This is a genomic window from Pseudomonas sp. WT-JTC, assembly GCF_056711565.1.
In genome coordinates, this window is sequence record NZ_CM160042.1 from 4,475,481 (window position 1) to 4,500,212 (window position 24,732).

26 protein-coding genes and 4 tRNA genes are annotated in these 24,732 nt (G+C 60.9%); 5 read left to right on the forward strand and 25 right to left on the reverse strand.

Annotation, left to right across the window (positions count from 1 at the left end):
* Positions 1-49: 49 nt before the first annotated feature.
* The 4 genes from AC06G5_RS20280 to AC06G5_RS20295 form a co-directional block, all read right to left on the reverse strand.
* A tRNA-His gene (locus tag AC06G5_RS20280) sits at positions 50-125 on the reverse strand.
* A 77-nt stretch (positions 126-202) separates the two neighbouring features.
* Positions 203-287, reverse strand: a tRNA-Leu gene (locus tag AC06G5_RS20285).
* A gap of 57 nt (positions 288-344) precedes the next feature.
* A tRNA-His gene (locus tag AC06G5_RS20290) sits at positions 345-420 on the reverse strand.
* A gap of 32 nt (positions 421-452) precedes the next feature.
* Positions 453-529: transfer RNA gene (locus AC06G5_RS20295), tRNA-Arg, on the reverse strand.
* Positions 530-803: 274 nt separating this feature from the next.
* On the opposite strand from AC06G5_RS20295, the gene folD reads away from it, so the two are divergent.
* Positions 804-1,658, forward strand: a complete 855-nt coding sequence (folD, locus tag AC06G5_RS20300; protein ID WP_322615469.1) for a bifunctional methylenetetrahydrofolate dehydrogenase/methenyltetrahydrofolate cyclohydrolase FolD — start codon at positions 804-806, stop codon at positions 1,656-1,658.
* Positions 1,659-1,894: 236 nt separating this feature from the next.
* The gene (gene pbpG, locus AC06G5_RS20305) at positions 1,895-2,833 is read left to right on the forward strand and encodes a D-alanyl-D-alanine endopeptidase (RefSeq protein WP_413427824.1); all 939 of its coding nucleotides are present in this window, start codon (positions 1,895-1,897) and stop codon (positions 2,831-2,833) included.
* A gap of 56 nt (positions 2,834-2,889) precedes the next feature.
* Here the strand turns inward: pbpG and AC06G5_RS20310 are convergent, their stop codons facing one another.
* From AC06G5_RS20310 to AC06G5_RS20320, 3 genes are all read right to left on the reverse strand, one after another.
* Positions 2,890-3,090: a hypothetical protein gene (locus AC06G5_RS20310; protein WP_413427825.1), complete on the reverse strand. Its 201-nt coding sequence runs from the start codon at positions 3,088-3,090 to the stop codon at positions 2,890-2,892.
* Between the two features lie 17 nt (positions 3,091-3,107).
* Positions 3,108-3,314, reverse strand: coding sequence for a DUF6021 family protein (locus AC06G5_RS20315; RefSeq protein WP_413704411.1), 207 nt, complete (start codon positions 3,312-3,314; stop codon positions 3,108-3,110).
* Between the two features lie 94 nt (positions 3,315-3,408).
* Entirely contained in the window at positions 3,409-4,143 is a 735-nt protein-coding gene (locus tag AC06G5_RS20320; protein WP_413427827.1) for a peptidase C39 family protein, read from the reverse strand.
* 179 nt (positions 4,144-4,322) lie between these two features.
* On the opposite strand from AC06G5_RS20320, the gene AC06G5_RS20325 reads away from it, so the two are divergent.
* The gene (locus tag AC06G5_RS20325; protein WP_413427828.1) at positions 4,323-4,490 is read left to right on the forward strand and encodes a hypothetical protein; all 168 of its coding nucleotides are present in this window, start codon (positions 4,323-4,325) and stop codon (positions 4,488-4,490) included.
* Between the two features lie 79 nt (positions 4,491-4,569).
* On the opposite strand, the gene AC06G5_RS20330 is transcribed toward AC06G5_RS20325, so the two are convergent.
* Complete coding sequence (locus AC06G5_RS20330; protein WP_480458205.1) at positions 4,570-5,319, reverse strand: TerC family protein; 750 nt, start codon at positions 5,317-5,319, stop codon at positions 4,570-4,572.
* Positions 5,320-5,348: 29 nt separating this feature from the next.
* Entirely contained in the window at positions 5,349-5,591 is a 243-nt protein-coding gene (locus tag AC06G5_RS20335) for a hypothetical protein (protein ID WP_413427830.1), read from the reverse strand.
* A gap of 135 nt (positions 5,592-5,726) precedes the next feature.
* Here AC06G5_RS20335 and nhaR point away from each other — a divergent pair, with 135 nt between their 5' ends.
* Positions 5,727-6,626, forward strand: a complete 900-nt coding sequence (nhaR, locus tag AC06G5_RS20340) for a transcriptional activator NhaR (protein ID WP_413427831.1) — start codon at positions 5,727-5,729, stop codon at positions 6,624-6,626.
* Between the two features lie 5 nt (positions 6,627-6,631).
* On the opposite strand, the gene AC06G5_RS20345 is transcribed toward nhaR, so the two are convergent.
* Complete coding sequence (locus AC06G5_RS20345) at positions 6,632-7,786, reverse strand: MFS transporter (RefSeq protein WP_413427832.1); 1,155 nt, start codon at positions 7,784-7,786, stop codon at positions 6,632-6,634.
* 304 nt (positions 7,787-8,090) lie between these two features.
* On the opposite strand from AC06G5_RS20345, the gene sstT reads away from it, so the two are divergent.
* Positions 8,091-9,323 (forward strand): serine/threonine transporter SstT, encoded by a 1,233-nt coding sequence (gene sstT / locus AC06G5_RS20350; RefSeq protein WP_413427833.1) that lies wholly within the window; start codon positions 8,091-8,093, stop codon positions 9,321-9,323.
* A 186-nt stretch (positions 9,324-9,509) separates the two neighbouring features.
* Here sstT and AC06G5_RS20355 read toward each other — a convergent pair whose 3' ends face one another.
* The 15 genes from AC06G5_RS20355 to AC06G5_RS20425 all read right to left on the reverse strand — a co-directional run bounded on the left by AC06G5_RS20355 (position 9,510) and on the right by AC06G5_RS20425 (position 24,706).
* Positions 9,510-10,019 carry a DUF1993 domain-containing protein gene (locus AC06G5_RS20355; RefSeq protein WP_413427834.1) on the reverse strand — a complete coding sequence of 170 codons (510 nt, stop codon included), beginning with the start codon at positions 10,017-10,019 and terminating at the stop codon, positions 9,510-9,512.
* Positions 10,020-10,211: 192 nt separating this feature from the next.
* A complete protein-coding gene (locus tag AC06G5_RS20360) occupies positions 10,212-11,087 on the reverse strand; it encodes an SDR family oxidoreductase (protein WP_413427835.1) in 876 nt (291 codons plus the stop codon).
* Between the two features lie 162 nt (positions 11,088-11,249).
* Positions 11,250-12,398 carry an acetyl-CoA C-acetyltransferase gene (locus tag AC06G5_RS20365; protein ID WP_413704410.1) on the reverse strand — a complete coding sequence of 383 codons (1,149 nt, stop codon included), beginning with the start codon at positions 12,396-12,398 and terminating at the stop codon, positions 11,250-11,252.
* Positions 12,399-12,601: 203 nt separating this feature from the next.
* Complete coding sequence (locus AC06G5_RS20370) at positions 12,602-13,657, reverse strand: acyl-CoA dehydrogenase family protein (RefSeq protein ID WP_480458209.1); 1,056 nt, start codon at positions 13,655-13,657, stop codon at positions 12,602-12,604.
* 10 nt (positions 13,658-13,667) lie between these two features.
* The gene (locus tag AC06G5_RS20375) at positions 13,668-14,834 is read right to left on the reverse strand and encodes an acyl-CoA dehydrogenase family protein (protein ID WP_413427847.1); all 1,167 of its coding nucleotides are present in this window, start codon (positions 14,832-14,834) and stop codon (positions 13,668-13,670) included.
* Positions 14,835-14,844: 10 nt separating this feature from the next.
* Complete coding sequence (locus AC06G5_RS20380; protein WP_413427838.1) at positions 14,845-15,600, reverse strand: enoyl-CoA hydratase family protein; 756 nt, start codon at positions 15,598-15,600, stop codon at positions 14,845-14,847.
* Positions 15,601-15,612: 12 nt separating this feature from the next.
* A complete protein-coding gene (locus AC06G5_RS20385; RefSeq protein ID WP_480458211.1) occupies positions 15,613-16,680 on the reverse strand; it encodes an NAD(P)H-dependent flavin oxidoreductase in 1,068 nt (355 codons plus the stop codon).
* Between the two features lie 2 nt (positions 16,681-16,682).
* Complete coding sequence (locus AC06G5_RS20390) at positions 16,683-17,555, reverse strand: enoyl-CoA hydratase (RefSeq protein ID WP_413427840.1); 873 nt, start codon at positions 17,553-17,555, stop codon at positions 16,683-16,685.
* Between the two features lie 23 nt (positions 17,556-17,578).
* Entirely contained in the window at positions 17,579-18,367 is a 789-nt protein-coding gene (locus tag AC06G5_RS20395; RefSeq protein WP_413704407.1) for a CoA-transferase subunit beta, read from the reverse strand.
* A 12-nt stretch (positions 18,368-18,379) separates the two neighbouring features.
* Positions 18,380-19,261: a CoA transferase subunit A gene (locus tag AC06G5_RS20400; protein WP_480458214.1), complete on the reverse strand. Its 882-nt coding sequence runs from the start codon at positions 19,259-19,261 to the stop codon at positions 18,380-18,382.
* A gap of 11 nt (positions 19,262-19,272) precedes the next feature.
* Positions 19,273-20,169 carry a VOC family protein gene (locus AC06G5_RS20405; RefSeq protein ID WP_480458216.1) on the reverse strand — a complete coding sequence of 299 codons (897 nt, stop codon included), beginning with the start codon at positions 20,167-20,169 and terminating at the stop codon, positions 19,273-19,275.
* A 461-nt stretch (positions 20,170-20,630) separates the two neighbouring features.
* Complete coding sequence (locus AC06G5_RS20410; RefSeq protein ID WP_413427844.1) at positions 20,631-20,870, reverse strand: hypothetical protein; 240 nt, start codon at positions 20,868-20,870, stop codon at positions 20,631-20,633.
* A 338-nt stretch (positions 20,871-21,208) separates the two neighbouring features.
* Complete coding sequence (locus tag AC06G5_RS20415; protein ID WP_413427845.1) at positions 21,209-21,568, reverse strand: DUF6124 family protein; 360 nt, start codon at positions 21,566-21,568, stop codon at positions 21,209-21,211.
* Positions 21,569-22,276: 708 nt separating this feature from the next.
* The gene (locus tag AC06G5_RS20420) at positions 22,277-23,398 is read right to left on the reverse strand and encodes an LLM class flavin-dependent oxidoreductase (protein WP_096510012.1); all 1,122 of its coding nucleotides are present in this window, start codon (positions 23,396-23,398) and stop codon (positions 22,277-22,279) included.
* A 123-nt stretch (positions 23,399-23,521) separates the two neighbouring features.
* Positions 23,522-24,706 carry an acyl-CoA dehydrogenase family protein gene (locus AC06G5_RS20425; RefSeq protein ID WP_413427846.1) on the reverse strand — a complete coding sequence of 395 codons (1,185 nt, stop codon included), beginning with the start codon at positions 24,704-24,706 and terminating at the stop codon, positions 23,522-23,524.
* Positions 24,707-24,732: the final 26 nt, after the last annotated feature.

Genomic DNA, 24,732 nt, shown 5'->3' on the forward strand with positions numbered 1-24,732 from the left:
CTGAAACAAAAAAGGCGCCAGACTTTTCAATCTGGCGCCTTTCGAAATATGGGGTGGACGATGGGGATCGAACCCACGACAACGGGAGTCACAATCCCGTGCTCTACCAACTGAGCTACGCCCACCATATTGCCTGTTAAAGAAGCCAAACAACTTCTTTATGAAGCTCCAGCCAGGCCAACAACCTGAGTGAAGCTTTATTTGGTGCGGATGAAGAGACTCGAACTCTTACGCCTCGCGGCGCTGGAACCTAAATCCAGTGTGTCTACCAATTCCACCACATCCGCGGATGAAGCCTTTTAAAGCAAAGGCGCCAGACTGTTAATCTGGCGCCTTTCGAAATATGGGGTGGACGATGGGGATCGAACCCACGACAACGGGAGTCACAATCCCGTGCTCTACCAACTGAGCTACGCCCACCATATTGCGCTACTTGTGCCAAAGCTGCCTAATGGCGCACCCGGCAGGACTCGAACCTGCGACCATCCGCTTAGAAGGCGGATGCTCTATCCAGCTGAGCTACGGGCGCCTTGTTAGCTGTAACCTTGGAGGACTACAAACTAAGTGCTTTCCAGTCTCGCAGAACCGTAATTCCGCTCAACCTTCCTAACCAGTGCTAGGCTGTGCCCGACAAGTGCGACGAATAGTATAGAGCCCCCCGAAGGTCGTCAAATCCTTTTTAAAAAAAATTCATTTAATTAAAGGAGTTAGGGGAATTTGCAGACCAAGCGCCTTTGCCCTCACCGCATGACATGCGAGAATGCGTTCTCTTTTTTTCCCCTCTCGATGGTTAATCACGCGCAATGACTGCACAACTAATCGACGGCAAATCGATCGCCGCCAGCCTGCGCCAGCAGATCGCCCAACGTGTCACCGAGCGTCGCCAGCAAGGCCTGCGCACGCCCGGCCTTGCGGTGATCCTGGTCGGCAGCGATCCTGCCTCTCAGGTTTATGTCTCGCACAAGCGTAAAGACTGTGAAGAGGTCGGCTTTCTATCCCAAGCTTATGACCTGCCTTCCGAAACCACTCAAGAAGCGCTGACCGAGCTGATCGATCGCCTGAACGACGATCCTGCAATCGACGGCGTTCTGCTTCAGCTTCCGCTTCCCGAACACCTGGACGCCTCCCGGCTGCTGGAGCGCATTCGTCCGGATAAAGACGTCGACGGGTTCCATCCTTATAACGTCGGTCGCCTGGCCCAACGTATCCCGTTGCTGCGCCCATGCACCCCCAAAGGCATCATGACCCTGCTGGAAAGCACCGGTGCCGATCTCTACGGGATGAATGCCGTGGTTGTCGGCGCGTCCAATATCGTTGGCCGCCCGATGGCGATGGAATTGCTGCTGGCCGGCTGCACCGTGACGGTCACCCACCGCTTTACCAAGGACCTGGCCGGTCATGTCGGCCGTGCGGACCTGGTCGTTGTCGCCGCCGGCAAGCCGGGCCTGGTCAAGGGCGAATGGATCAAGGAAGGCGCGATCGTGATCGATGTCGGCATCAACCGTCAGGACGACGGCAAACTGGTCGGTGACGTGATCTATGAAACCGCCCTGCCCCGCGCCGGCTGGATCACCCCGGTACCCGGTGGCGTTGGCCCGATGACCCGCGCCTGCCTGCTGGAAAACACCCTGTACGCCGCTGAAACCCTGCACGGCTAAGCTTCAACGCGCACGCTCACAGCGAGTCAAGGAACCCCGCCACTGGCGGGGTTTTTTTGGCCTGTGAAAAACCCTCGACCGCCCGCCGGAAAATGACTTTTTTTTCATGTTTCTCAGGACTTTCGCCTGTTACTTGAACAACCATCGACAGTTATTCAGCCATACTCCAGAATGTCGCGCTTTTACGAAATAGCCCGTTACAGAACGGCTTATCAACACTTTACGAGTCTGCCAGCGTGAAAATCCGTCTTTCCATCCTGAGCCTATTTTTTGCAGTTACAGGGACTTTCATCACGCCTGTTGCCAGCGCTGGCGACACCACGGCTGCACCTCGAGATACCGCACATCTCAAGATCGCCTCCGGCAGCGCCCTACTCATGGATCTACAGACCAATAAAGTCATCTACGCCAGCAATCCTGACGTGGTCGTTCCGATCGCGTCGGTCAGCAAGCTGATGACGGGCCTGGTGGTGGTTGAAGCCCGCCAGAACATGGACGAATACATCAATATCAACATCAGCGACACGCCAGAAATGAAAGGTGTGTTCTCCAGGGTCAAGCTCAACAGCGAAATGCCGCGCCGGGAAATGCTGCTGATTGCATTGATGTCTTCGGAAAACCGCGCCGCCGCCAGTCTGGCGCACCACTATCCGGGTGGCTACGCCGCGTTCATTGCCGCGATGAATGCCAAGGCCAGGGCGCTGGGCATGACCAACACGCACTTCGTCGAGCCGACCGGTCTCTCGCCGCGCAACGTATCCACCGCCCGCGACCTGAGCAAACTGCTGGTCGCCGCACACAAGTATCCGTTGCTGACCGAATTGAGTACCACCAAGGAAAAAACCGTATCGTTCCGTAAACCCAACTACAGCCTGGGCTTTCGCAACACCGACCATTTGATCGGCAAGCCGAACTGGAACATCGAGTTGACGAAAACCGGCTTCACCAACGAAGCAGGCCACTGCCTGGTACTGGTGACGCACATGGGCAACCGCCCGGTTACGCTGGTGATCCTCGACGCCTACGGCAAATACACCCACTTTGCCGATGCCACGCGCATCCGCAACTGGGTTGAAACCGGCAAGGGCGCGACCGTGCCGTCGGTTGCCTTGCAATACAAATCGGATAAAAACCTCAAGCACCGCCAAAGCGGTGTGGTTGAAGCCTCGAAGTAACAAAGCGGCAACCCACGAAAAGCCCCGATCATTCGGGGCTTTTTTTCGCCTGACACTTAATCGTTGGGCAACGGCATCTGGTCGTCATCCGGAATGCCATCACCGGTACTCGGATCCCGCCACCCCTTCGGCGTCGTTGGCCGCGCCAGAGGATCCCTCAACGGGCTGTCGGGATCCATCACCGGGTCGGTGCTATTTTCGGGAGTTGTGGGGACAGTTTCCGGACGTTTGTCGTCGAAACTGGAATCAGTGGACATACGCACCTCCATTGGACCTAAGGCTTCAGATTACCCAGTGGATCATAGGGCTTTGCCGGAGCCTTGGGATTGTCACCCGGTTTCACGTCCCTCGGTGCCTTGGCAGGCCCGATGGGGTCGACCTGTGGATCGGCAAGGTCCGGGGAATCGGGGTCGAAACCCAGCTCATTGCCAGACGAATGTTCGGACGAGTGCGGACCGTCGGGCGTTGTGGAATGAGCCATCGGTGCCTCCTGATCTCGGCCCGGATAATGTTGCGGGCCCATAAGAATTGGAGGCTGGCGACGAGCGAAGGTGCCCGCCGGGTGACAAACGGACTTAGTGCGCGGCCAAGGCTTTTTTCGCCTTGGCGGCGGCCTGCTCCTGACCGGCCTGAGCCAGATCGTTGGCAGCCTTGAGCCAGCGTTGCTGATCGACCTGAGCCGGGATCTGTGTCGGATTCTGGATAAGCACGGCCCAACCGCCGGCGCCCTTGAACGCCGACTCGAAGGAGCTGAAGCTCATCAGTTCGCGGCGATCCATCCCGGCCCGCAACAGCACCGTCTGCTTCTGGCGGTTGTAGCCGGCCAGAATGGCGTAACGCGGCTCGGCCCACATGGCCGAGCCTTCAGTAAAGCGCACCATCACCGGATAACCGGCGGCGACTTGCGTCAACAAGGCCGCAAGGTTGCTGTCGAGGGGATAAACGAGCATCCCGTACTCGCGCGCCAGGTTCTGCATATTCTGTTGCAACTGAGCTTCACCACCTGGCAAATGCAAGGGTTTTTCGAGCAAACCCGGGGTGATCACGATGCCCTGCTGGGACAGCATGCTGGCCAACACCTGCGGCCCGCTTTGATACGCATCGCCGCGGTAAAATCGGCCGCTGAGCTCGACTCGCTCCGGCAATCGCTTGATCTCGGGCGCAACGCTCCCGGCACAGCCCGCCAGACCCGCCACGCAACCGGCTATCAGCATGGCCGACAAAATTCGAGAAAATACCCGCACCATCATCTCTCTCTTGTTCAGGTTCAGACGCCAGGCAATCCGATTCCCGGCTTGGTCGTCGATCATAGGTCGCCGCGCCGCTTCGGTATAGCTTTAAACGGCAGTCGAGTGCATTCGATAGAGCGAACTGGTTGATGACTGCCGACTTTCGGTCAATAGCCTGAAATACAGCAGCGGCTAGACTGTTTTCTGAAGGGACGACAGCGAAGCGTGTGTGCCCGCAGCAGGGCAAAGAGGAGGCACAGATGAGCCTGGCCATGATCATTGCGATGTTGATTTGCAGCTGGCTGGCGGTAGCCGCCGCCATGCTGTGGGGCGTGCTGCGCATTACTCGCCGCCACCATCACCCGGTTCAACCCGCACCTGCGCCCAAAGCGCACGAGACGCAGCGCAAACACGCCAACGCTCACTGACAAACACGCTTACCCGACACCAATAAAAACGGCCGCCTGCACTCCCGGGAGTTCAGGCGGCCGTATCTTTCAGCGACGGTCAGGCCTCAGCGACTAAACGCTTCGCTCTGGCCCGGCGGGACATCATGTTCAACACCTCGATCGAAGCCGAGAATGCCATGGCCGCATAGACGTAGCCTTTCGGTACGTGGGCGCCGAAGCCTTCGGCGATCAGCGTCATGCCGATCATGATCAGGAAGCCCAGGGCCAGCATCACCACCGTCGGGTTGTCGTTGATGAATTTGGCCAGCGGATCAGCCGCCAACAACATCACCAACACCGACACCACCACCGCGATGACCATGATCGGCAAATGCTCGGTCATGCCGACAGCGGTAATGATGCTGTCGATGGAAAACACCATGTCCAGCATCAGGATCTGACCGATCGCCGCAGCAAAGCCCAGGGTCACCGTCGAGGTCGCCGATTTCGGATCTTCCGGGGCCGGGTCCATGCTGTGATGGATCTCGGTGGTCGCCTTCCACAACAGGAACAGGCCACCGGCGATCAGGATCATGTCTTTCCAGGAGAACGCGTGGCCGAGAATCTCGATCACCGGCGCGGTCAACTGAACGATGAACGCGATGGTGCTCAGCAAGCCCAGACGCAGGATCAACGCCATGCCGATACCGATGCGTCGTGCCCTCTGACGATTGTGCAAGGGCAGCTTGTTGGTCAGGATCGAGATAAAGATCAGGTTATCGATGCCGAGCACGATTTCCATCACGATCAGGGTGGCCAGGGCGACCCAGGCGGTGGGGCTGGCGGCAAGTTGTAAAAGGTAGTCCATGGGTCAGTCCTGACTCGTTGTAATACGGTTTAGATTTCCTGGGAGGAAGATTCGGTTTTTTCCGATTCTTGTTCCGCTGATTCTTTTTTACTGATCAACCCGCTGGTGGCGTCACTGAGCGCCTGCTCGGCGGCCTTGTGGGTATCGTCAATTGCCTGTTTGGCGCTTTCGGCGGCCTTGCCCATCAACTGCTGCGCGCTTTTCTCGGCCTGGTCGCAACCGGCCAGTACCAGTAAAGACGTGATCAACAGTGCCGTGGTTTTCAGCTTCATGATGCTTTCCTCGATAGAACAAACGGGACCTGAACGATGGCCCGTTGATAACGATGCATTCTAGGGAAGTGAATACTTCAGGAAAATTCGTATTTTCAGCGGTTATACTTCGATTTTTACGAACTGTAGATCATCATGCTCAACTATCGGCAATTGCATTACTTCTGGGTGGTGGCCAAGACCGGCAGCATCGTGCGCGCCTGCGAGCAACTGAACCTCACGCCACAAACCATCAGCGGGCAGATTTCATTGCTGGAACAGACCTTTGGCATCGAATTGTTCCGGCGCGTCGGGCGGCAACTCGAACTGACCGAGGCCGGACGCCAGGCACTGCCCTACGCCGAGCAAATGTTTCAGCTGGGTGGCGAGCTGGAACTGATGCTGCGGGCACAACCCAATGAACAGCAGATTCTGTTTCGCGTCGGCGTGGCCGACGTGGTGCCCAAATCCATCGTCTACCGCCTGATCGCACCGACCATGGAGCTGAGCGAACCGCTGCGCATCACCTGCCGTGAAGACAAGCTTGAACGTTTGTTGGCCGACCTGGCGATCCAGCGCCTGGACCTGGTGATTTCCGACAGCCCCATGCCGTCGCACCTGGACATCAAGGGCTACAGCCAGAAACTCGGTGAATGCGGGATCAGCTTCTTCGCCACCCCTGAGCTGGCGGCACGTTACGGCCGGGACTTCCCGCGCAACCTGCACGGTGCGCCACTGCTGATTCCCGGCCCGGAAACCGTGGTGCGCAGCCGTTTGCAGCGCTGGTTCGCCGAGCAGCAGGTCCAGCCGCAGATTATCGGCGAGTTCGACGACAGCGCCCTGATGCAGGCCTTCGGCCAATCCGGCAGCGGGATCTTCATCGGCCCGAGCGTGATTGCCGATGAAGTGCAACGCCAATATGGCGTGGAGGTGATCGGCCAGACCGACGCCGTGAGCGAGTCGTTCTATGCCATCTCAGTGGAACGCAAGGTCAGGCACCCCGGCATTGTTGCCATTACCGAAGGTGCCCGACGCGAACTGTTTACCGCGATTTAAAACGATCAGGCGCAGACTTCCCGGGGCTTGAACGTCATCAGCGCAATGGCCAACAGGATCGAGGCGAGGATAAAAGCCGCCGCGGCGAAACCCAGACCTTGCAGGCCGACGCTGTCGATCACCCGGCCGCCGATCATCGCGCCCAGGCCGATCCCGAGGTTGGCCCCGGCGATGTTCAGCGACGCGGCAAACGCCGGCGCCTCGGGCGCAGCTTTCATCAGGCGCACATGGCTGACCAGGAACAACGCTGCCTGGGTCACGCCCCAGATGCCCATCGCCGCCGCCAGACCGAGCGGCGAATGAATGTTCGGCACCAGCGCCACCAAGCCGGCAATCATGAACGCGCAGAACATCATCGACGCCATCAGCGGATGACGATCCACCGCCCTGCCGCCCAGGGAGTTGCCAATCAGCCCGACCGCGCCGAAGCCCATCAGGCACCAGCCGACCACCGTGCCATTGAAACCGGCCAGGCGTTCGAGGATGTCGGCCAGGTAGGTGTAGGCGGTGAACATACCGCTGAACACCACCACCGACAGCAGCACGTGACCGAGCATCAGCGGGCTGCGCAGGATCTTGAACTGCGACAGCAGGCTCACCTGATGCTGGTGCAGATGGGTCTTGGGCAGGTAGATAAACAGCAGCAACGCCTTGGCAAAAGCGATGACCGCCAGAATGGCAAAGGCACTGCGCCAGCCGAACGCATCGGAAATCAGCGTGCCCACCGGAATGCCGAACACCGTGGCGCAAACGATGCCGAAGCCGATCTTGGCGATGGCGCGACCGGCGTAATCCGGCCCGACGATGTCCACCGCCGTTTCACTGGCCAGCGCCCAGAACACCGGCAGCCCCAGCGCCGGGATCAACCGGGCAAACGCCATCACCCAGATGTTCGGCGCCAGCGCCGCCAGTGTGTTGGCCAGGCCAAACATGATCAGCACCGAAATGAACAGCTTGCGGCGCTCGAAGCGGGCGAAGTACGCCGTCAGGAACGGCCCGAACGCGGCCACGGTGAAGGCGAACAGCGTCACCAGCAAACCCGCTTGCGGGATGCTGACGTCCAGGTCGCGGGCGATGGCCGGTAGCAGGCCAACGATGATGAATTCCGTGGTCAGCACCGTGAAACCGGCGGCAGACAACAGAAGAATGGGCAACAGCATGCAGAACTCCAGAAAAAACGACGACACCAGCGATGACCCGAAGGCCCACTGGCAGACATGAAAATGAGGATGGCGAATCTTAACAGAGTGTTTCCAAACGCGGTTGCACGAACCTGCCTATCTCGTTGAATGCCATGGTGGCAGTTCGTCACAGGTCTGAAAGATCGTGCCTGCCCGTGATAAAGTCCGCGCCCTTGAAAACGTACACCCAGTATTCCCTTTTCGGTTTCCTGCCTGCGGCCTGCCCTGTTCGTTGCTGCACACCTGCGAAACCCTGCACCTAAAAAATCAGAGATGCCGTTTTATGACCGCTTCATCCCCTTCCCTATTGCAACGCCTGAAACGCTTGAGCCTGGTCACGCAGATCCTGATCGGCCTGATCGCCGGTATTGCCCTGGCCCTGTTTGCCCCCGACGTGGCCAGGTCCACGGCATTCATCGGCAAAGTGTTTGTCTCTGCGCTGAAAGCGGTCGCACCGATCCTGGTGTTTGTGCTGGTCATGGCGTCGATTGCCAACCATAAACACGGTCAGGAAACCCACATCCGACCGATTCTGTTCTTGTATCTGCTGGGTACTTTCGCCGCCGCCGTCGTCGCGGTGGTTGTCAGCATGATGTTCCCGTCGAGCCTGGCACTGTCGACCCAGGACGTTGCCGTGACTGCACCGGGCGGGATTGGCGAAGTGCTGCAAAGCCTGTTGCTCAGCGTGGTGGATAATCCGGTCAGCGCACTGATGAACGCCAATTTCATCGGCATTCTGGCGTGGGCCATCGGCATGGGCATTGCCATCCGCCATGCCGGCGACACCACCCGTGAAGTGCTCGGTGACTTGTCCAACGGCGTGACGGTGATCGTGCGTCTGGTGATCAGCTTCGCCCCGCTGGGCATCTTTGGCCTGGTGGCCTCGACGCTCGCCATCTCCGGCTTCGGCGCCCTGATCGGCTACGCGCACCTGCTGGCCGTGCTGCTGGGCTGCATGTTGTTCGTGGCGCTGGTGATGAACCCGATCATTGTCTTCTGGAAACTGCGCCGCAACCCGTACCCGCTGGTCCTGACCTGCCTTCGCGAGAGCGGCATCACCGCGTTCTTCACCCGCAGCTCGGCGGCGAACATTCCGGTCAACCTGGAGTTGAGCAAGCGACTGGGCCTGCATGAAGACACCTATTCGGTGTCGATCCCGCTGGGCGCGACCATCAACATGGCCGGTGCGGCGATCACCATTACCGTGCTGACCCTGGCAGCCGTGCATACCCTGGGCATCGCCGTGGACATCCCGACCGCGATCCTGCTGAGTGTCGTTGCAGCGATCTGCGCCTGCGGTGCTTCGGGTGTGGCCGGTGGGTCGCTATTGCTGATTCCGCTGGCGTGTAGCCTGTTCGGCATTCCGAGCGAAATCGCCATGCAGGTGGTGGCGGTCGGTTTCATCATCGGCGTGTTGCAGGATTCGGCCGAAACTGCACTGAACTCGTCTACCGATGTGCTGTTCACCGCGGCGGCCTGCCTGGGCGAAGAGCAAAAAGCCGAGCGCCTGGCCTGACACATCTCCCTGTGGGAGCGGGCTTGCTCGCGAAAGCGGTTTATCAGTCGATGTTGATGTTGAAACTGACAGCCTCTTCGCGAGCAAGCCCGCTCCCACAGGTCCAGCGGAGTACCTGAAAAATGATCAGTAACGAAAAGCCCGCCAAGGCGCGAACCTTGGCGGGCTTTTTTGTACCTGGACGGTTTAGAACGCGCCCATGTAGTCGCGCTTGCCCACTTCCACGCCGTTGTGGCGCAGCAGTGCGTAAGTGGTGGTGACATGGAAGAAGAACTGCGGCAGGCCGTAGGTCAGCAGGTAGGCCTGACCGGTGAAGCGTTTCTCTTTAGGCGTGCCCGGACGGGTGACGATCTCGATGCCTTCCTTGCCGTTGATCTGCTCCGGCTCGATCGAGCCGATGAAGGCCAGTGCCTTGGCAATCAACGCTTGCAGTTCGGCGAAGGTGGTTTCGCTGTCGTCGTACTTCGGCAACTCGACCTCAGCCAGACGACCGCTAACGCCCTTGCTGAAATCAACGGCGATCTGCACCTGACGCACCAGCGGGAACATGTCCGGGAACAGGCGCGCCTGCAGGAGTGCGTTAGGGTCGATGTTTTTTTCGGTGGCATGAGCCTCGGCCTTTTTCAGTACATCGCTCAGGGCGTTGAGCATTTGCTGGAAAACAGGCACGGAAGCGTCGTACAGGGAAATGGTCATGGCAGGTCTCATCTGGAGGGAACATGGGTCATCTGTAGGAGCGAGCTTGCTCGCGATGGACGTTAACGATAACGCGCCCAGTCTGAATAAACGCGTTGCGCTGGAGTCCATCGCGAGCAAGCTCGCTCCTACAGGTGATCGCTATCAGGGGCCGATTATAGCCATGCACGGGCCTTTCGAGACCGGTCTTTTTCAGCTGCCGTAAACTTTGGCCGCCGGAACGGCCTGAGCCACCAGCTGTGCGACGGCTTCGCCCATCTCGCCGACCGCCCAGCGGCCCTGGCGATCCAGTTGCGGACCACGGCGCCAGCCATCGGCGATCGACAACTTGCCGCCCTCGACTTCGAACATCTGCCCGGTCACCTCGGCGGAAGCCTCGGAGCCGAGCCACACCACCAGCGGCGCAACATTTTCCGGGGCGAAGTAATCGAAGCCCTCTTCAGGCTTTTTCATGGTGTCGGCGAACACTTGCTCGGTCATGCCGGTGCGCGCGGCCGGCGCCAGGGCATTGGCGGTGATCCCGTAGCGGCGCAGTTCAGCCGCCTGCACCAGCGTCAGCGAAGCAATACCACCCTTGGCCGCCGCGTAGTTGGACTGGCCGATGGAGCCCTGCAAACCCGCGCCGGAACTGGTGTTGATGATCCGCGCATCGACCCTGGCGCCGCCCTTGGCCTGCTCTCGCCAGTACTTCACGGCGTGGCTGGAAATGCAGAAGTGGCCCTTCAGGTGCACCGCCACTACGGCATCCCAGTCGGCTTCGCTGAGGCTGGCGAACATGCGGTCGCGGCAGATGCCGGCGTTGTTGACCACCACGTTCAGGTCGCCGAAGGTTTCGATGGCCTGACGCACGATCAGCCCCGCCGAGTCATAGCGGGTGATGTCGTCGCTGTTGGCCACGGCACTGCCGCCCTGCCCGAGGATTTCGCCGACCACGGCGAGCGCCGCGTCGCGGTTGATGTCGTTGACCACCACTTTCGCGCCTTCAGCGGCGAAGGCCAGTGCGTAGGCCCGGCCCAGACCACCGCCGGCACCGGTGATGATGACGACACGGTTTTCACAGATTTTCATGTTCTACATCCTTCAAATTCATCACTGGTCGACACAATCTTCTGTAGGAGCGAGCCTGCTCGCGATGGACTCAAGAACGACGCGGTTATCCAGATACCCCGCGTATTCGTTAACGACCATCGCGAGCCGGCTCGCTCCTACAGGATCGGTGTGCATCCTGGTTTACAAACGTTCGATGATCGTCACGTTGGCCTGGCCGCCGCCTTCGCACATGGTCTGCAGGCCGAAGCGACCACCACTGCGCTCCAGCTCATGCAGCAGGCTGCACATCAAGCGGGTACCGGTGGCGCCCAGCGGATGGCCGAGGGCAATCGCGCCGCCGTTGACGTTGGTCTGTTCGTGGGGATAGCCAGTCTCTTTCAACCAGGCCATGGCCACCGAAGCGAAGGCCTCGTTGATCTCGACTCGATCGATGTCTTCGAGCTTCATGCCGGCACGCTTGAGTGCGTAGGCCGTGGCCGGGATCGGCGCGGTGAGCATCCAGACCGGGTCTTCGGCGCGCACGCTCAAGTGATGGATACGCGCCCGTGGCGTCAGGCCGTAGCGTTTGAGCGCCGCCTCCGAGACGATCAGCATCGCGCTGGCCGCGTCGCAGGTCTGGCTGGATACCGCGGCGGTCACCCGGTCACATCCGAACAGAAATTCCAGCTCGGCCATTTTTTCCAGGCTGGTCTGGCGCGGGGTCTCGTCATGCAGCACACCGGCCAGCGGCACGATCTCGCGGTTGAAGCGGCCTTGCTCGATGGCCTGCAAGGCACGTCGATGGGACTCAAGCGAATAGGCTTCAAGCTGCGCCCGGGACAGTTCCCATTTTTCCGCGATCATCTGCGCCGACCGGAACTGGGTCGGTGGTTGCGCACCGTAGCGCCGCACCCAGCCCTCGGAACCGCTGAACGGATCGCTGAAACCCAAGGGCTCGGCGGCGATCATGGCCGAGGAAATCGGGATCTGGGTCATGGTCTGCACGCCACCGGCAACCACCACATCCTGAGTGCCGCTCATCACCGCCTGGGCGGCGAAGTGCACCGCTTGCTGGGACGAACCGCACTGGCGATCAATGGTGGTACCCGGCACCGATTGCGACAGGCCGGCGGCCAGCCAACTGGTGCGGGCGATGTCACCGGCCAGCGGGCCGATGGTGTCGACACAGCCGAAGATCACGTCGTCGTAATCCTCGTCGGGAATGTCATTGCGCTCGACCAGCGCGCGCAATACGTGGGCGCCCAGGTCGGCAGCGTGAATCTGGCTCAGACCACCCTTGCGCCGCCCGGTGGGCGTACGCAGGGCGTCGACAATATAGGCTTCAGGCATGGTTTACCTCGGAATCAGTTGAAGTCAGGCACATTCGCCAATGCCCGTCAGTAGGAGCGCCGCATTACCTGTGGGAGCGGGCTTGCTCGCGAAGACGCCGGCACATTCAAAAATGATGTTGCCTGCCATGCCGCCTTCGCGAGCAAGCCCGCTCCCACAGGTTTCACGGCACCATTACTGACCGGTATCAACTACAGTTGCCGTCAGAAAGTACTGCCGGCACCCAGCACGGGAGCGCCATCGAACAGGGACGAGCGAATCCGCCCCTTGTGCAGGCCGCGATCGCCCCAGACCTTGTCCAGCGCCCAGGCGCGTTTCATGAACAGGTGCAAGTCGACTTCCCAGGTGTACCCCATGGCGCCATGGGCCTGGATGGTGTTCTTCGCGGCGAGCAAGGCCGCTTCCGCCGTGGCCAGCTTGGCGTGGGACACCAGCACGTCCTGCCCCGCTTGCTGCTCGGCCAGCGCATAAGCGGCGCGGTACAGCGGGCCTTTGGCGAACTCGATCTGCACCGCGACGTTGGCCATCAGATGCTTGACTGCCTGGAACGAGCCGACCGGTTTGCCGAACTGTTTGCGCTCGAAGGTGTAGTCCACCGCCAGGTCGACCATGCGCTTGGCCAACCCCAGCAATTGCGCGGCACTGGCAAGGGCGCCACGGTTGAAGGCGGCCGCCCACAAACGCCGGCCTTGCTCACCACTTGCGACGCAGGTGGCGGGCGTTGGCGTCCACTCGACCTGGAACAACTGACGGCTCGGGTCGACCGACTCGTTGCGGGTCAGGCGCACGGCATCGCGCTCCAGCGCATGTACTTCGTCACCATTGGCCAACAACAGCAGATCGGCAACATGGGCATCACTGACCAGCGGGTTACCGGGCTCGCCGACCGCCAGCCGCGCATTGCCCTCAGCGACCCGCGACAACCAGTATTGCTTGAGCGTTGCCTGTTGCCCGTCGAGGGCAGCGAGCAACGGCACGCCGACCAGCATGGTGTCCACCAGCGGCTCGGGCAGGCCGGCGTAACCGCATTCCTGGGCAATCAGCACGAAATCCAGCTCATTCATGCCCATGCCGTCCTGCGCCTCGGGCACGGTCAGCGCGGTCAGGCCCAGCTCGACCAATTGGGCCCACAGGCGCTCGCTGCGCCCGCTGTCGCTGAGCCACAGTTCGCGAATGCGTTCCGGGGTGACTTCGTTGATCAGAAAGCTGCGGACGTTGTCCTGAAACAGCAGTTGGTCGCGGCTGAAACTAAAGTCCATGGTCTATTCCTCAGGCACGCGGCATGCCGAGCATGCGTTCGGCGATGATGTTGCGCTGGATCTCGTTGGTGCCGGCGTAGATCGGCCCGGCCTGGGCAAACAGGAAACCTTCCAGCCAATGGCCGACGTCACCGGCGGCCGGGGCTTGGGGCAGCAGCTCGCCGCGCAATCCGAGAATGCTCATGGCGGTGTCGTGCATGCGCTGGTCAAGTTCGGACCAGAAGATCTTGTTGGTCGACGATTCCGGCCCGATCTTGCCGCCCTGCACCAGTTGCGAAGCGGTCATGTAGGTGCCCAGGGTGTAGGCCTCGGCATCGAGCCAGGCACGCATCACCGCCTCGCCGATGGCCGGGTCGCGGTCGGCCTGCTCACGGTTGGCCAGGTACAACTGCACCAGACGCCTGGCGGTTTCCTGGAAGCGCGCCGGTGAGCGCAGCAGCAAACCGCGTTCGAAACCGGCGGTGGACATCGCCACGTGCCAGCCCATGCCTTCGCCACCGAGGGCGTTTTCCAGCGGCACCTTGACGTCGTCGAAGAAGATCTCGGCGAAGCCCGGCAGGCCGTTGAGTTGCGGAATCGGGCGCACGGTGATGCCTGGCGTATTCAGTGGCAGCAGGATGAACGTCAGCCCGTTATGGCGCTGGGACTGCGGGTCGGTACGGAAAATGCCGAACGCCCAATCGGCCCATACCGCGCGGGTCGACCAGGTTTTCTGGCCGTTGATCACGTAGTGGTCGCCAACCCGTTCAGCCTTGGAGCGGATCGCCGCCATATCGGAGCCGGCACCCGGTTCGGACCAGGCCTGGGCCCAGATGTCTTCACCGGTGGCCATGCGCGGCAGAAAGCGTGCCTTTTGTTCTTCGCTGCCGTACTCCATCAGGGTCGGGCCGAGCAGGAAGATGCCGTTCTGGTTGACCCGTGCCGGCGCCCCGGAACGGTAGTATTCCTCTTCGAAAATCAGCCACTCGATCAGGTCGCAGCCGCGCCCGCCGAGTTCGGTCGGCCAGGTGACCATGCCCCATCGGCCTTCGTTGAGTTTTGCTTCCCAGGCACGGTGTTCGGCAAAGCCCTGTTCGGTGTCGAACGATTGCAGCGGTTCACTCGGTACATTGGCCGCCAGCCAGGTCCGCGCCTCGGCGCGAAAGGCCTGCTGGGCCGGGGTATAGGTCAGGTCCATGAATATGCCTTCAGCCGTTGAATCGGGCATCGCGTTTCTCGACGAACGAGTCGCGTGCTTCCTGAGAGTCCAGTGAGCGGTAGGCTTCGAGGGTGAAGCCCTGCTCCCAGCGGTATTTGTCTTCCAGATTGCCGTCTTCGATGCCGGTCAGCGCTTCCTTGGCCAGGCTGATCATGCCGGGGCTCTTGGCGGCGATGGTGCGGGCAATCTGCAACGCGGCTTCACGCAGGTCTTCGCGCTTGACCACCCGTTCCACCGCGCCCAGGCGGTAAGCCTCGGCGGCGTCGATGGCCTCGCCGGTGAAATACATGTGGCGGACCTTCTGCACCGGGAACAGCCGCTGCAAATGCGCGCCGCCGCCCATGGCCCCGCGATCCACTTCCGGCACGCCGAAGGTGGCGCACTCGGCAGCGACAATGATGTCGGCGGCACCGCAAATGCCGATGCCGCCACCCAGCACGAAGCCGTGCACGGCGACGATCACCGGTTTCGGGTTACGGTGGATGGCCTTGAAGCTGTCGTAGTTGCCCTTGTTCACCGCGACGATCAGGTTGCCGTCGGCGGCCAGTTCCTTGATGTCGACCCCGGCGCAGAAGCCGCGACCTTCGGCACGGATCACGATCACCCGCACGTCGCTGTGGCGGCCCAGGCCCTCGATTTCGCTGGCGATATCGGCCCAGCCCTGGCAGTTGAAGGCGTTGACCGGTGGCCGGTTGAAGACCAGTTCGGCAATGCCGTTATCGATGCTGACGCTAAATGGTTTCATGCCTTTTTTCCTTCACGACACACGGCGGCACAGCTCGCCCAGGCGCGCTTCGGCGTCGCGGACGATCTGTTCAATCAATTGGGCGCAGCTGGGCAAGCTGTCGATGGATGCGGCGATCTGCCCGGCGGGCAATACGCCCGCGGCCGGTTGCCCGTCGACCATGGCTTTCTGGATCACCATCGGCGCATTAGCGGCCATGATGCTTTGCGCGGCAGTCAGCTCTCCGGCGCCGCGCATCTTCAAGGCACTGCCGAGCAACTGAGTCAGGCTCATGCCCGTGTGGCGGCGGTAAGCCAGGCCACTGCGCAACGCCAGCAACAGGCGCTTGAGACCGCCGCTGTTTTCCAGCTGGTTGAGCAATTCGTTGCGGATCATCCGTTGCGGCATGCCGTCGATGGCACGGCTGATGATGATCGCCGCCGGGTCCTTGACCGCGAGGTAACGCGCCAGCGTTTCCTGGGGCACCGGGCTGTCGGCGCACATCAGGAAGCGCGTACCCATGGCGATGCCCTCGGCACCATAGGCCAGGGCCGAGACCAGGCCCTTGCCGTCCTTGAAACCGCCGGCTGCCACCACCGGCACCGACACGGCGTTGACCACCTGATCCAGCAGCATCGAGGTCGGCACGGAACCGGTGTGCCCACCGCCCTCTCCGCCTTGCACGGTCACCGCATCGGCACCCATTTCCACGGCTTTCTGTGCATGCTTGAGCGCGCCGACCGTGGGAATGCACACCACGCCGGCATCCTTCAGGCGACTGATCATTTGCTTGCCGGGCGAACGGCTGTAGCTCACCGCCCGGACTTTGTGGCGCAACACCAGCTCGACGATCTCGCCGGCATTGGCCTGGTACATGTGGAAATTCACCCCGAACGGCTGATCGGTCAGGCGCCGGGTCTCGATAATCGCCGCTTCCATCCGCTGCGGTTCGATGGTCGCCCCGGCGAGAAAACCGAAGCCACCGGCATTGCCCGTGGCCGCCACCAGTTTCGGGTCGGCGACCCAGCCCATGGCGGTCTGGATGATCGGATAACGGCAACCGAGCAGTTCGGTCAATCGGGTATTCAACGAGATGGCCATGCTCACGCCCCGCCCGCTTTGCGTTGCGAACTGGCCATGGCCTTGGCGTCGTAGCCGCCGAGACGGTCACCGGACACCAGTTCATTGTGGGCGTGGGCGAAGTGATGCAAGCCGAACACCATGTCCATGGTCGCGCGCTTGCCCATCAAGTCTTCGGCGTTGTTCACTGCCTGCTTGCTCAATTGCAGGCCCAGGCGCGGCATCTGTGCGATGCGCCCGGCGATGTCGAGGGTCTGTTGTTCCAGCTCGTCGCGAGGGACCACCCGATTGAGCATGCCCATCTGATAGGCCCGTGGCGCCGGCATGCGCTCGCCGAGAAAGAGAAATTCCTTGGCGATGCGCGGGTTCAATTCATGCACGTGGGCGAAATACTCGACCCCGGGAATGCCCATGCGCACCACCGGATCGGCGAAGTAGGCATCCTCGCTGGCGACGATCAGGTCGCAGACCCAGGCCAGCATCAGTCCACCAGCAATGCACGCTCCCTGGACCATGGCGATGGTCGGCTTGGGCATCTCGCGCCAGCGCCGGCACATGCCCAGATAGACCTCCTGCTCGCGGGCATAAAGAAACTCGCCGCCCGGTTTGTTCACATGGTCGTACCACAGGCTGGCGCGGTCGAAGGTCTTGTCGACGTCGCGGCCCGGGGTGCCGATGTCATGCCCGGCGGAGAAATGCTTGCCGGCGCCGCGCAACACGATGACTTTCACTTCATCGTCATCGCAGGCCCGGCGAAACGCCGCGTCCAGCGCGTAAGTCATCTGCGAGTTCTGCGCGTTGTGGTACTCGGGGCGGTTCATGGTGACCAGGGCCACCGCGCCTTGCACTTCGTAAAGCACCACGTCGGCCTGGTTGTTATCGTTATCTTCAGCCATCACTTTTCTCCGCAACGCGTTGCTCAGCGTTGGCCTGGCGGGTTGTCTTTAAGTTGCAGGGCGCGCAGGTTGTGCGGATCCAGGCGCTGGATCAGTTGCAACTGCTCGGCAGTCGGTGCGGCGGTGGTCGGGCAGTCGTCCGGTACGTGCAACTCGAAGCCGGTGTTGTCCTGGACTTGCGCCGCGGTCACGCCGGGGTGCAGCGAACGGATGCGCATCTGCCGCTGCGGGCCCTGGAAATCCAGGACGCAGAGGTCGGTGATGATCAGGCGAATGTCGATGTCGTCCAGCTTCCAGCCCCGCGCCAGGCGGGCCGGGTTGTAGCCGACCGAGGCGACCATATCGACCTCGCCTTCGACGAACACCCGACGGTTATGGCTCGGCACGCAAAACGAGTTGGCGTGGCTGATCGAGTTGCCGGGGAAACCGCGCACGCCGAGCATCTGCGCTTTCGGTTTGGCGTAGTCGCCGATGCAGGAAATGTTCGCCTGGCCGAAGCGGTCGATCTGGGTCGGGCCGACCAGCGCATGGCGCTTGCCACCCCAGACGTTGTCGAAAATTCGCGAGAAGCCCATCCAGCTGTCGCGCTTGGGCTCGTAGCCGTTGCGTGCGCCCAATGGCACTGGCTCGGCGACCATGTAGGCTTCGGATTCGGTCATCAGCAGTTGCGGATTGCTGGTCAGCATGGCCAGCGAGGCGGCCAGACGCGGGATCACACCGATGCCGGTGGCCAACACTTCGCCGTCTTCGCGCCAGGCTTCAGAGGCCGCGCAGATCATCAGTTCGGCGAGGCTGTAAGTAGTAGTGCTCATCGGAAGGTTCCCTTAGAAAATCGGCAACGGCAGTTCACGGATCGCAGCCAGGCCGCCGACCTTTTCCAGATACTGTTCGTGGGTGCAGTCGACGTAGTCGCGCACGTAGCCCTGCCAGCCATCGGCCGCCTGGACCGTGGCGTTGTAGGCCTTGAAGTGCGCGACGTCGAAACCGTATAGCGGCGCGCAGGACGACGGGTGCGCCCCACCCGGCACGTGGGCCACGGCGGTGGTCAGGTTGCGTTCCCAGAACACTTGATGTGCGTGGGTGCTGTCCTGATGGAAATACTCGCTGTCGACCAGCTCATCGCAGGTCACGTAGCTGTGGGTCGCGGCGCGCACGAACAGGTCGTCCATGTAATGATCCGGGCCGCTGATCTGGCACACGCCGCGTTTGTCGGCACGGTCGACGTGGACCAGCGCCGCGTCGAGCTTGAGCGCCGGCATCGCCACCCAGTCCTTGCCATCGGCATAGGGCGAGGCGATCAACTTGATCTGGCGGTTGTGGCGCAGCACATCGGTGCCCAGGCCCACGGCGGTCGGAATGAACGGCACGTTCATCGCCGCCGCCCGCAGACCGAGCAACAGCATGCCTTCGTCGATCTCCATCACTTCCAGCGCCGCTTCCTGTCGCGCCTTGCGGAAGTACGGCTCGAGCGGAATGAAATCCAGGGAGACAAAGGCGAACACCAGTTTCCTGATCTTGCCGGCGGCACAGAGCATGCCGACATCGGCACCGCCGTAGGCGACCACGGTCAGGTCCTTGAGGTCCGAGCGCAGAATCTCGCGCACCAGCGCCATCGGCTTGCGCCGCGGGCCCCAGCCACCGATACCGATGGTCATGCCGTCACGCAGTTGGCCGACGATCTCGGCGGTGGTCATTTGCTTGTCCATCGTCATGTTCCTCATTGGCGACCGACACTGAAGTCGTGGCCCCAGTGGCTGACCACGGTGCTTTCAAACGGTGTGTGGCGATCCCAGTCGACCACCAGGCCGTCGCAGCCGTACTCCAGGTCAAACCCGGACGGGGTCTTGATGTAGAAAGAAATCATCTGGTCATTGGTGTGCTGGCCGAGGGTGGCCGACAGCTTCACGCCGTTGGCGTGGACGCGGTCCAGGGCGCGACCGACTTCGTCCAGCGCGTTGACCTCGACCATCATGTGCACGCAACCGTGGGGCATCGGGCACTCGAAAATTGCCAGCGAGTGGTGCCGGCCGTTGTTGCAGTGCAGGAAGTGAATACGCTTTTGCGGTTCGGCCGGGTCCGGGGTGAAGCGCACTTTCATCAGGTCCGACAGGCCGAAACCGAGTACCTGCTCGTAGAAGTCGCGGCAGCGCTCGAAGGCCGGCGCTGGCAGTACCACATGGCCCATGCCCAATTCGTTGGTGACGAAACCCTTGACGCCCACCGGCGAAACGAAACGGGCGAAGTCCTGCAACGGGCCCCAGAACAACTCGTGGCGATTGCCGTCCGGGTCGCTGAAGTGCACCAACTCCTGGACCTTGCGCAGTTCGGCCTCGGCGGCGGTGCCACGGGTCACCTGCACGTCGGCTTGCTGCAACTCGCTGACCGCCTGTTCCAGCGCCGCTTTGCCAGCCACTTCCCAGCCGCAGGCACCGAAGCCGTTCCCGACACTTTTCTGCACCAGGATGCGGTAGTGGCGCTCGTCCATTTTCAGGTACAGGTGCTCGTCGTCATCGCTGCCGATGACCATCATGCCCAGCACCTGGCTTGCGTAGTGGCGCCATTGCGCCAGGTCGCTGGATAACAGGGTGACGTAACCCAGACCGCGGATATCCATGGATGCACTCCTCGTTTTTCTCAGGCGGTGCCGCCCTTCGGCGACTGCCGGGGGAGACTTTATGTAGGGCCTATTCAAACGGGTTCGGCGAGGGGCAACATCGTCCAATGGGACTAGCGGATTTGATGGCTGGGGGCATCAAAAATAACTTGTGGGAGCGAGCCTGCTCGCGATGGACGACCAGACACCACGGGGCATCAGACAGCCCGCGTCATCGTTGACGACCATCGCGAGCAAGCTCGCTCCTACAGGGGTGGTGTTACGGGCAAAAAAACGGGCCAGAAAGGCCCGTTTGAGAAAGATATGAAACCTACCTTCTTTTACATTTTTCAAGTTCGTTTTGGTTTTTCAACGTCGTTTTTATACCTAGCCGGTACTTGCAGTACTGGATGACCAACTGCCGCTCCGTATCACTTAGCTCACTCAATTTTTTGTCATCTGATTCGTACGCGAAAATATTTTCAAACTTCATCTGAATTGTCGGACTTTTCTTGATGAAAAATACTTTTTCCGGGTATGCGTCTTCCATCTTTTCGTAAAAGCCGATGTAGAGGAAAGCGAAGAGAGCGATCGGGAAAATCAAAAGCAGCGGTTTCATAATGAAGGTGGTTGCAATAGTTTGGTTTTGGTTCGAAGGTCTTTTGATTGAAACCTATACCTTGACGTTCCCGGTCCAGCCGACGAATAAGGCGCATCCACATACACCATCCTCCTTGATAACGACGCGTGCCAACAACGTTGATAGACGTCGGTTTCCTTGTTGAGGACGGCAGAATAAACGGCCTCTAGACCACTCAGTCAAGGCGCAGAATTCCCTGTAGGAATAGTCGCCGTCTCTGATTTTTTTGATCTTGATTATGGGTTATTCCGAATTCGTACAGCTGTGTCTGATCCGTCTACTCTGGTGACGGGACCTTGCCGCAGAACCTGTGGGAGCGGGCTTGCTCGCGAAGGCGGTGTGTCAGGCAATATAAATGGTGAATGTGCCGGCCTCTTCGCGAGCAAGCCCGCTCCCACAGGGGGCGGTGGTGTTGCGGGTTTATGCGGGCGATTCGATTTGATCGAGCACGCGGTTCGCGGTGATCTCCGCCAGCATGACGCTGTTGGAGATACCCAGCAGGGCATTGCGGTCACCGCCCTCCAGATGATCCACCAGTTGATGCACCATCACATCCACCGAGGCCAGCGTCTCGACCAGATAGACCACCAGGGTTTCGGTCGTGGCCTCAGGGTCGACACTAAACAGCGTGCTGATTGTTCGAGGAGTGGCTTTGATGTCGGCTGTCGAGGGGAAGTGGTAAGCGAGGGCACGCTCGGCGGCCTCGTTGAGTTTTTTGGAATCGGGTTCGTGCGGGGATGCCGGATCGGTGTCCGGGGGATTGGGTGTGACTTTGAACATATCTCAGGTTCCTAATGATGCGCCAACCTCCTGCTGCTAAACGAAGAGGGTGGCAGCTGCACGCAGGTTAGCAGACCGGGGAACCTAAGAAGCCGGCGCGCCCAAGGGCGCCCTGCGTACAGCCACCATCAAAATACAGGCACAAAACCTGACTGATAGAAGCGTCGTACGACTTAGGTTATACCCGAGCTGCTAAACCCGATCACTGATGGGCAGTGACGCGAATCAAGTTACCGAGGGGGTCCAAGGCGCACAAGCCGGCGGATTCTGGCGTAGCTGTAGGCAGCGACGCAAGGTGTTGTAGCTTTCATCAAGTAACACTGACAGCCGTTAAACAGGCTCCGTTTAAAGGCCAAATCGGTGATGGGAACAACCACAAAACCTGTGGGAGCGGGCTTGCTCGCGAAGGCGGTGGGTCAGGCAACATAAATGGTGAATGTGCCGGCCTCTTCGCGAGCAAGCCCGCTCCCACAGGGGATTGGTGCAGGCATAAAAAAACGGGCCTTGGGGACCCGTTGGAAAGTTGGCCTGACGTCCGTGCCAGGCCTGAAAAAATGAAGCACTGGGGTATGACTCTGAACCTGTGGGAGCGGGCTTGCTCGCGAAGGCGGTGGGTCAGGCAACATAAATGGTGAATGTGCCGACCTCTTCGCGAGCAAGCCCGCTCCCACAAGGGTGATGCGGTGTTCACGCCATTAGCGTCAACCTTCAACCCTTGCGGAAGTGCGGAATCACCTTCTCGCCAATGTTCTTCAAGGTCTCCAGCTGCGCCCACTGCGGCACGGTGCCCATCTGGCAGATGAACAGGATTTCGTCGGCGCCGGCATCGATAAGGCGCTGCACGTAGCCGATGCAATCCTCGACGGTGCCGTAGGCGTGGTTGGGGTTCATCATCGCCATGGTCGGGTCGGAGAAGTCGACGCTGACTTCTTCCGAGGCGAAGCGCGACTTGATCACGCTCTGGCCGTTGCCATCGACGAAGGTGTCGTCCTTCCACTTTTCAGGGTCCGGGCGCTCGCCACCGCCGTACCAGTAACCCAGGGACTCCATGAAGTAGCGCTGACCACGAATGCCGATGCGGCGCGCTTCTTCGTTGTCCTCCAGCACGATGGCCGGGCACAGGGCGGCGATGTGACGGTTAGGACGGAAGCCCACTTGCTTCTTCTCATCGCGGTTGTCGTAGGCCGTGTGATACACCTCGACCTTCTTGGCGATTTCTTCCGGGCCACCGAAGCCCAGCACCAGCGCGCCCATGCCGCGACCGCCGGCATTTTTCAACGACTCGGTGTTGGTGCATGCCAGGTACATTGGCGGGTGCGGATCCTGATACGGCTTTGGATGGATCGGACGCTTGGGGATCTGCACGAAGTCGCCGTTGTGCTCGATCTCGTCCTGCACGAACATTTTCGGGATCAGGTACATCATCTCGTCGATCTGCGGCTGCAAGGTCGCCAGGTCGTAGCCGAAGGTCCCGGCTTCCTGCTGGGTGCCGCCCTTGCCCACGCCAAAGTGCACACGGCCCTTGGACAGCAGGTCGAGGGTGGCGATGCGCTCGGCGACTTTCACCGGATGGTTCATCGCCGGTGGCAGGCAGACCACGCCGTGACCGATACCGATACGCTCGGTTTTACCCGCCACGAAGGCCAGCATGGTTTCCGGCGCGGACATGTGCGAGTAGTTGCTCAGCGCGGTGTGCTCCACGCACCAGAACGTGTCGAAGCCAAGCTTGTCGGCCAGCACCGCCTGCTCAACGGTGTCCTGGAAAATCTTGCGGTCGCCTTCGCGGCTGGAGTCCACCGTCTGGGCTTCGTAAATCAGGGAAAATTTCATGGTTGATCCTTGTGCTTATTTGGATGCGCAGTCGGCGCCAGAGACCTGTGCCTTGCGCCCATGCTCGGGTATTGGCAGGGCGCTCGAATCACGCAAACGGACTAGCTGATTCAGCAGAAACCATCAGAGGAAAAAGTCATTGCTGTCCTGCCCCATGCTCACGCCGCCGAGGTTCCACGCATACTTGGCCGGACTGTTGGCGACGTGGGCGCGCCCGGTGTGAATGTCGCGGAAGGCACGGTTGATCGGGTGGCTGCGGAAGATCGTCGAAGCGCCGCTGTTGAACATCAGATCGCCAACGGCCTTGGCGCACTTGTCGGCCACCAGTGCCGAGTCGTAACGCATCTTCACCCGCTCGGGCATGCTCAACGGCTCGCCCTTCTGCGCACGCTCCAGCATCAGGGCGAAATTGCGCAGCAGCACGGTCTTGCACTCGTCGACGCAGACCATGGCGTTGGCCAGCGCCGATTGCGCGGCCGGGTCCTGGACCATTTTGCGACCGTCGTTGACCCCGACCCGAGCGCGGTTGTGCTCGACAAACTGATCCACCGCGCCTTGCAGGGCACCGATAGCGGACGACGAAACCGCACGCACGAAAATCTGCCCGAATGGCAGACGAAACAGCGGCGCAGTGTTCACTGCGTTGCCCGGACTGTTCTGCATGAAACCGTCGAGGGCGCGATGGGTGCGGTACTCGGGAACGTAGGCGTTTTCCACCAGGATGTCATGGGACCCTGTGGCTTCCAGGCCCATGACGTTCCAGTTGTCGAGAATCTGGTAGTCGCTGCGCGGCACCAGGAACGTCCGGTAATCCGGCGCCCCGCCCGCCTCTGCCGGCGGCACCAGCGCACCGAGGAACGCCCAGTCGCAATGCTTGCTGCCGGAAGAGAAACCCCAGCGCCCGCTCAACTTGAAGCCACCTTCAACCCGCTCGACCTTGCCCACCGGCATATAGGAAGACGAGATCAACACGCTGGAGTCGCTACCCCAGACATCCTGGGCCGCGCGGTCGTCAAACAGCGCCAGCTGCCAGTTGTGGATCGCCACCACCCCCAGCACCCAGGCCGACGACATGCAGCCCTCGGCGAGGGTCATCTGTACGTCGAAGAAATCCTTGGGTTCCAGCTCGTAGCCTTCCCAGCGGGCCGGCTGCAGGATGCGAAAGAACCCGGCGTCCTGGAAATCCTTCAGGGTTTCTTCGGGCAACTGGCCGGCTTGCGCGGCATTCAGGGCGCGCTCACGCAGGATCGGCACCAGCTCGCGGGCACGTTGGCTCAGACGCTGGCGAATCAGGTCTTGGTTGAGCATTTTTATTGTTCTCCTTTGTTCACCCC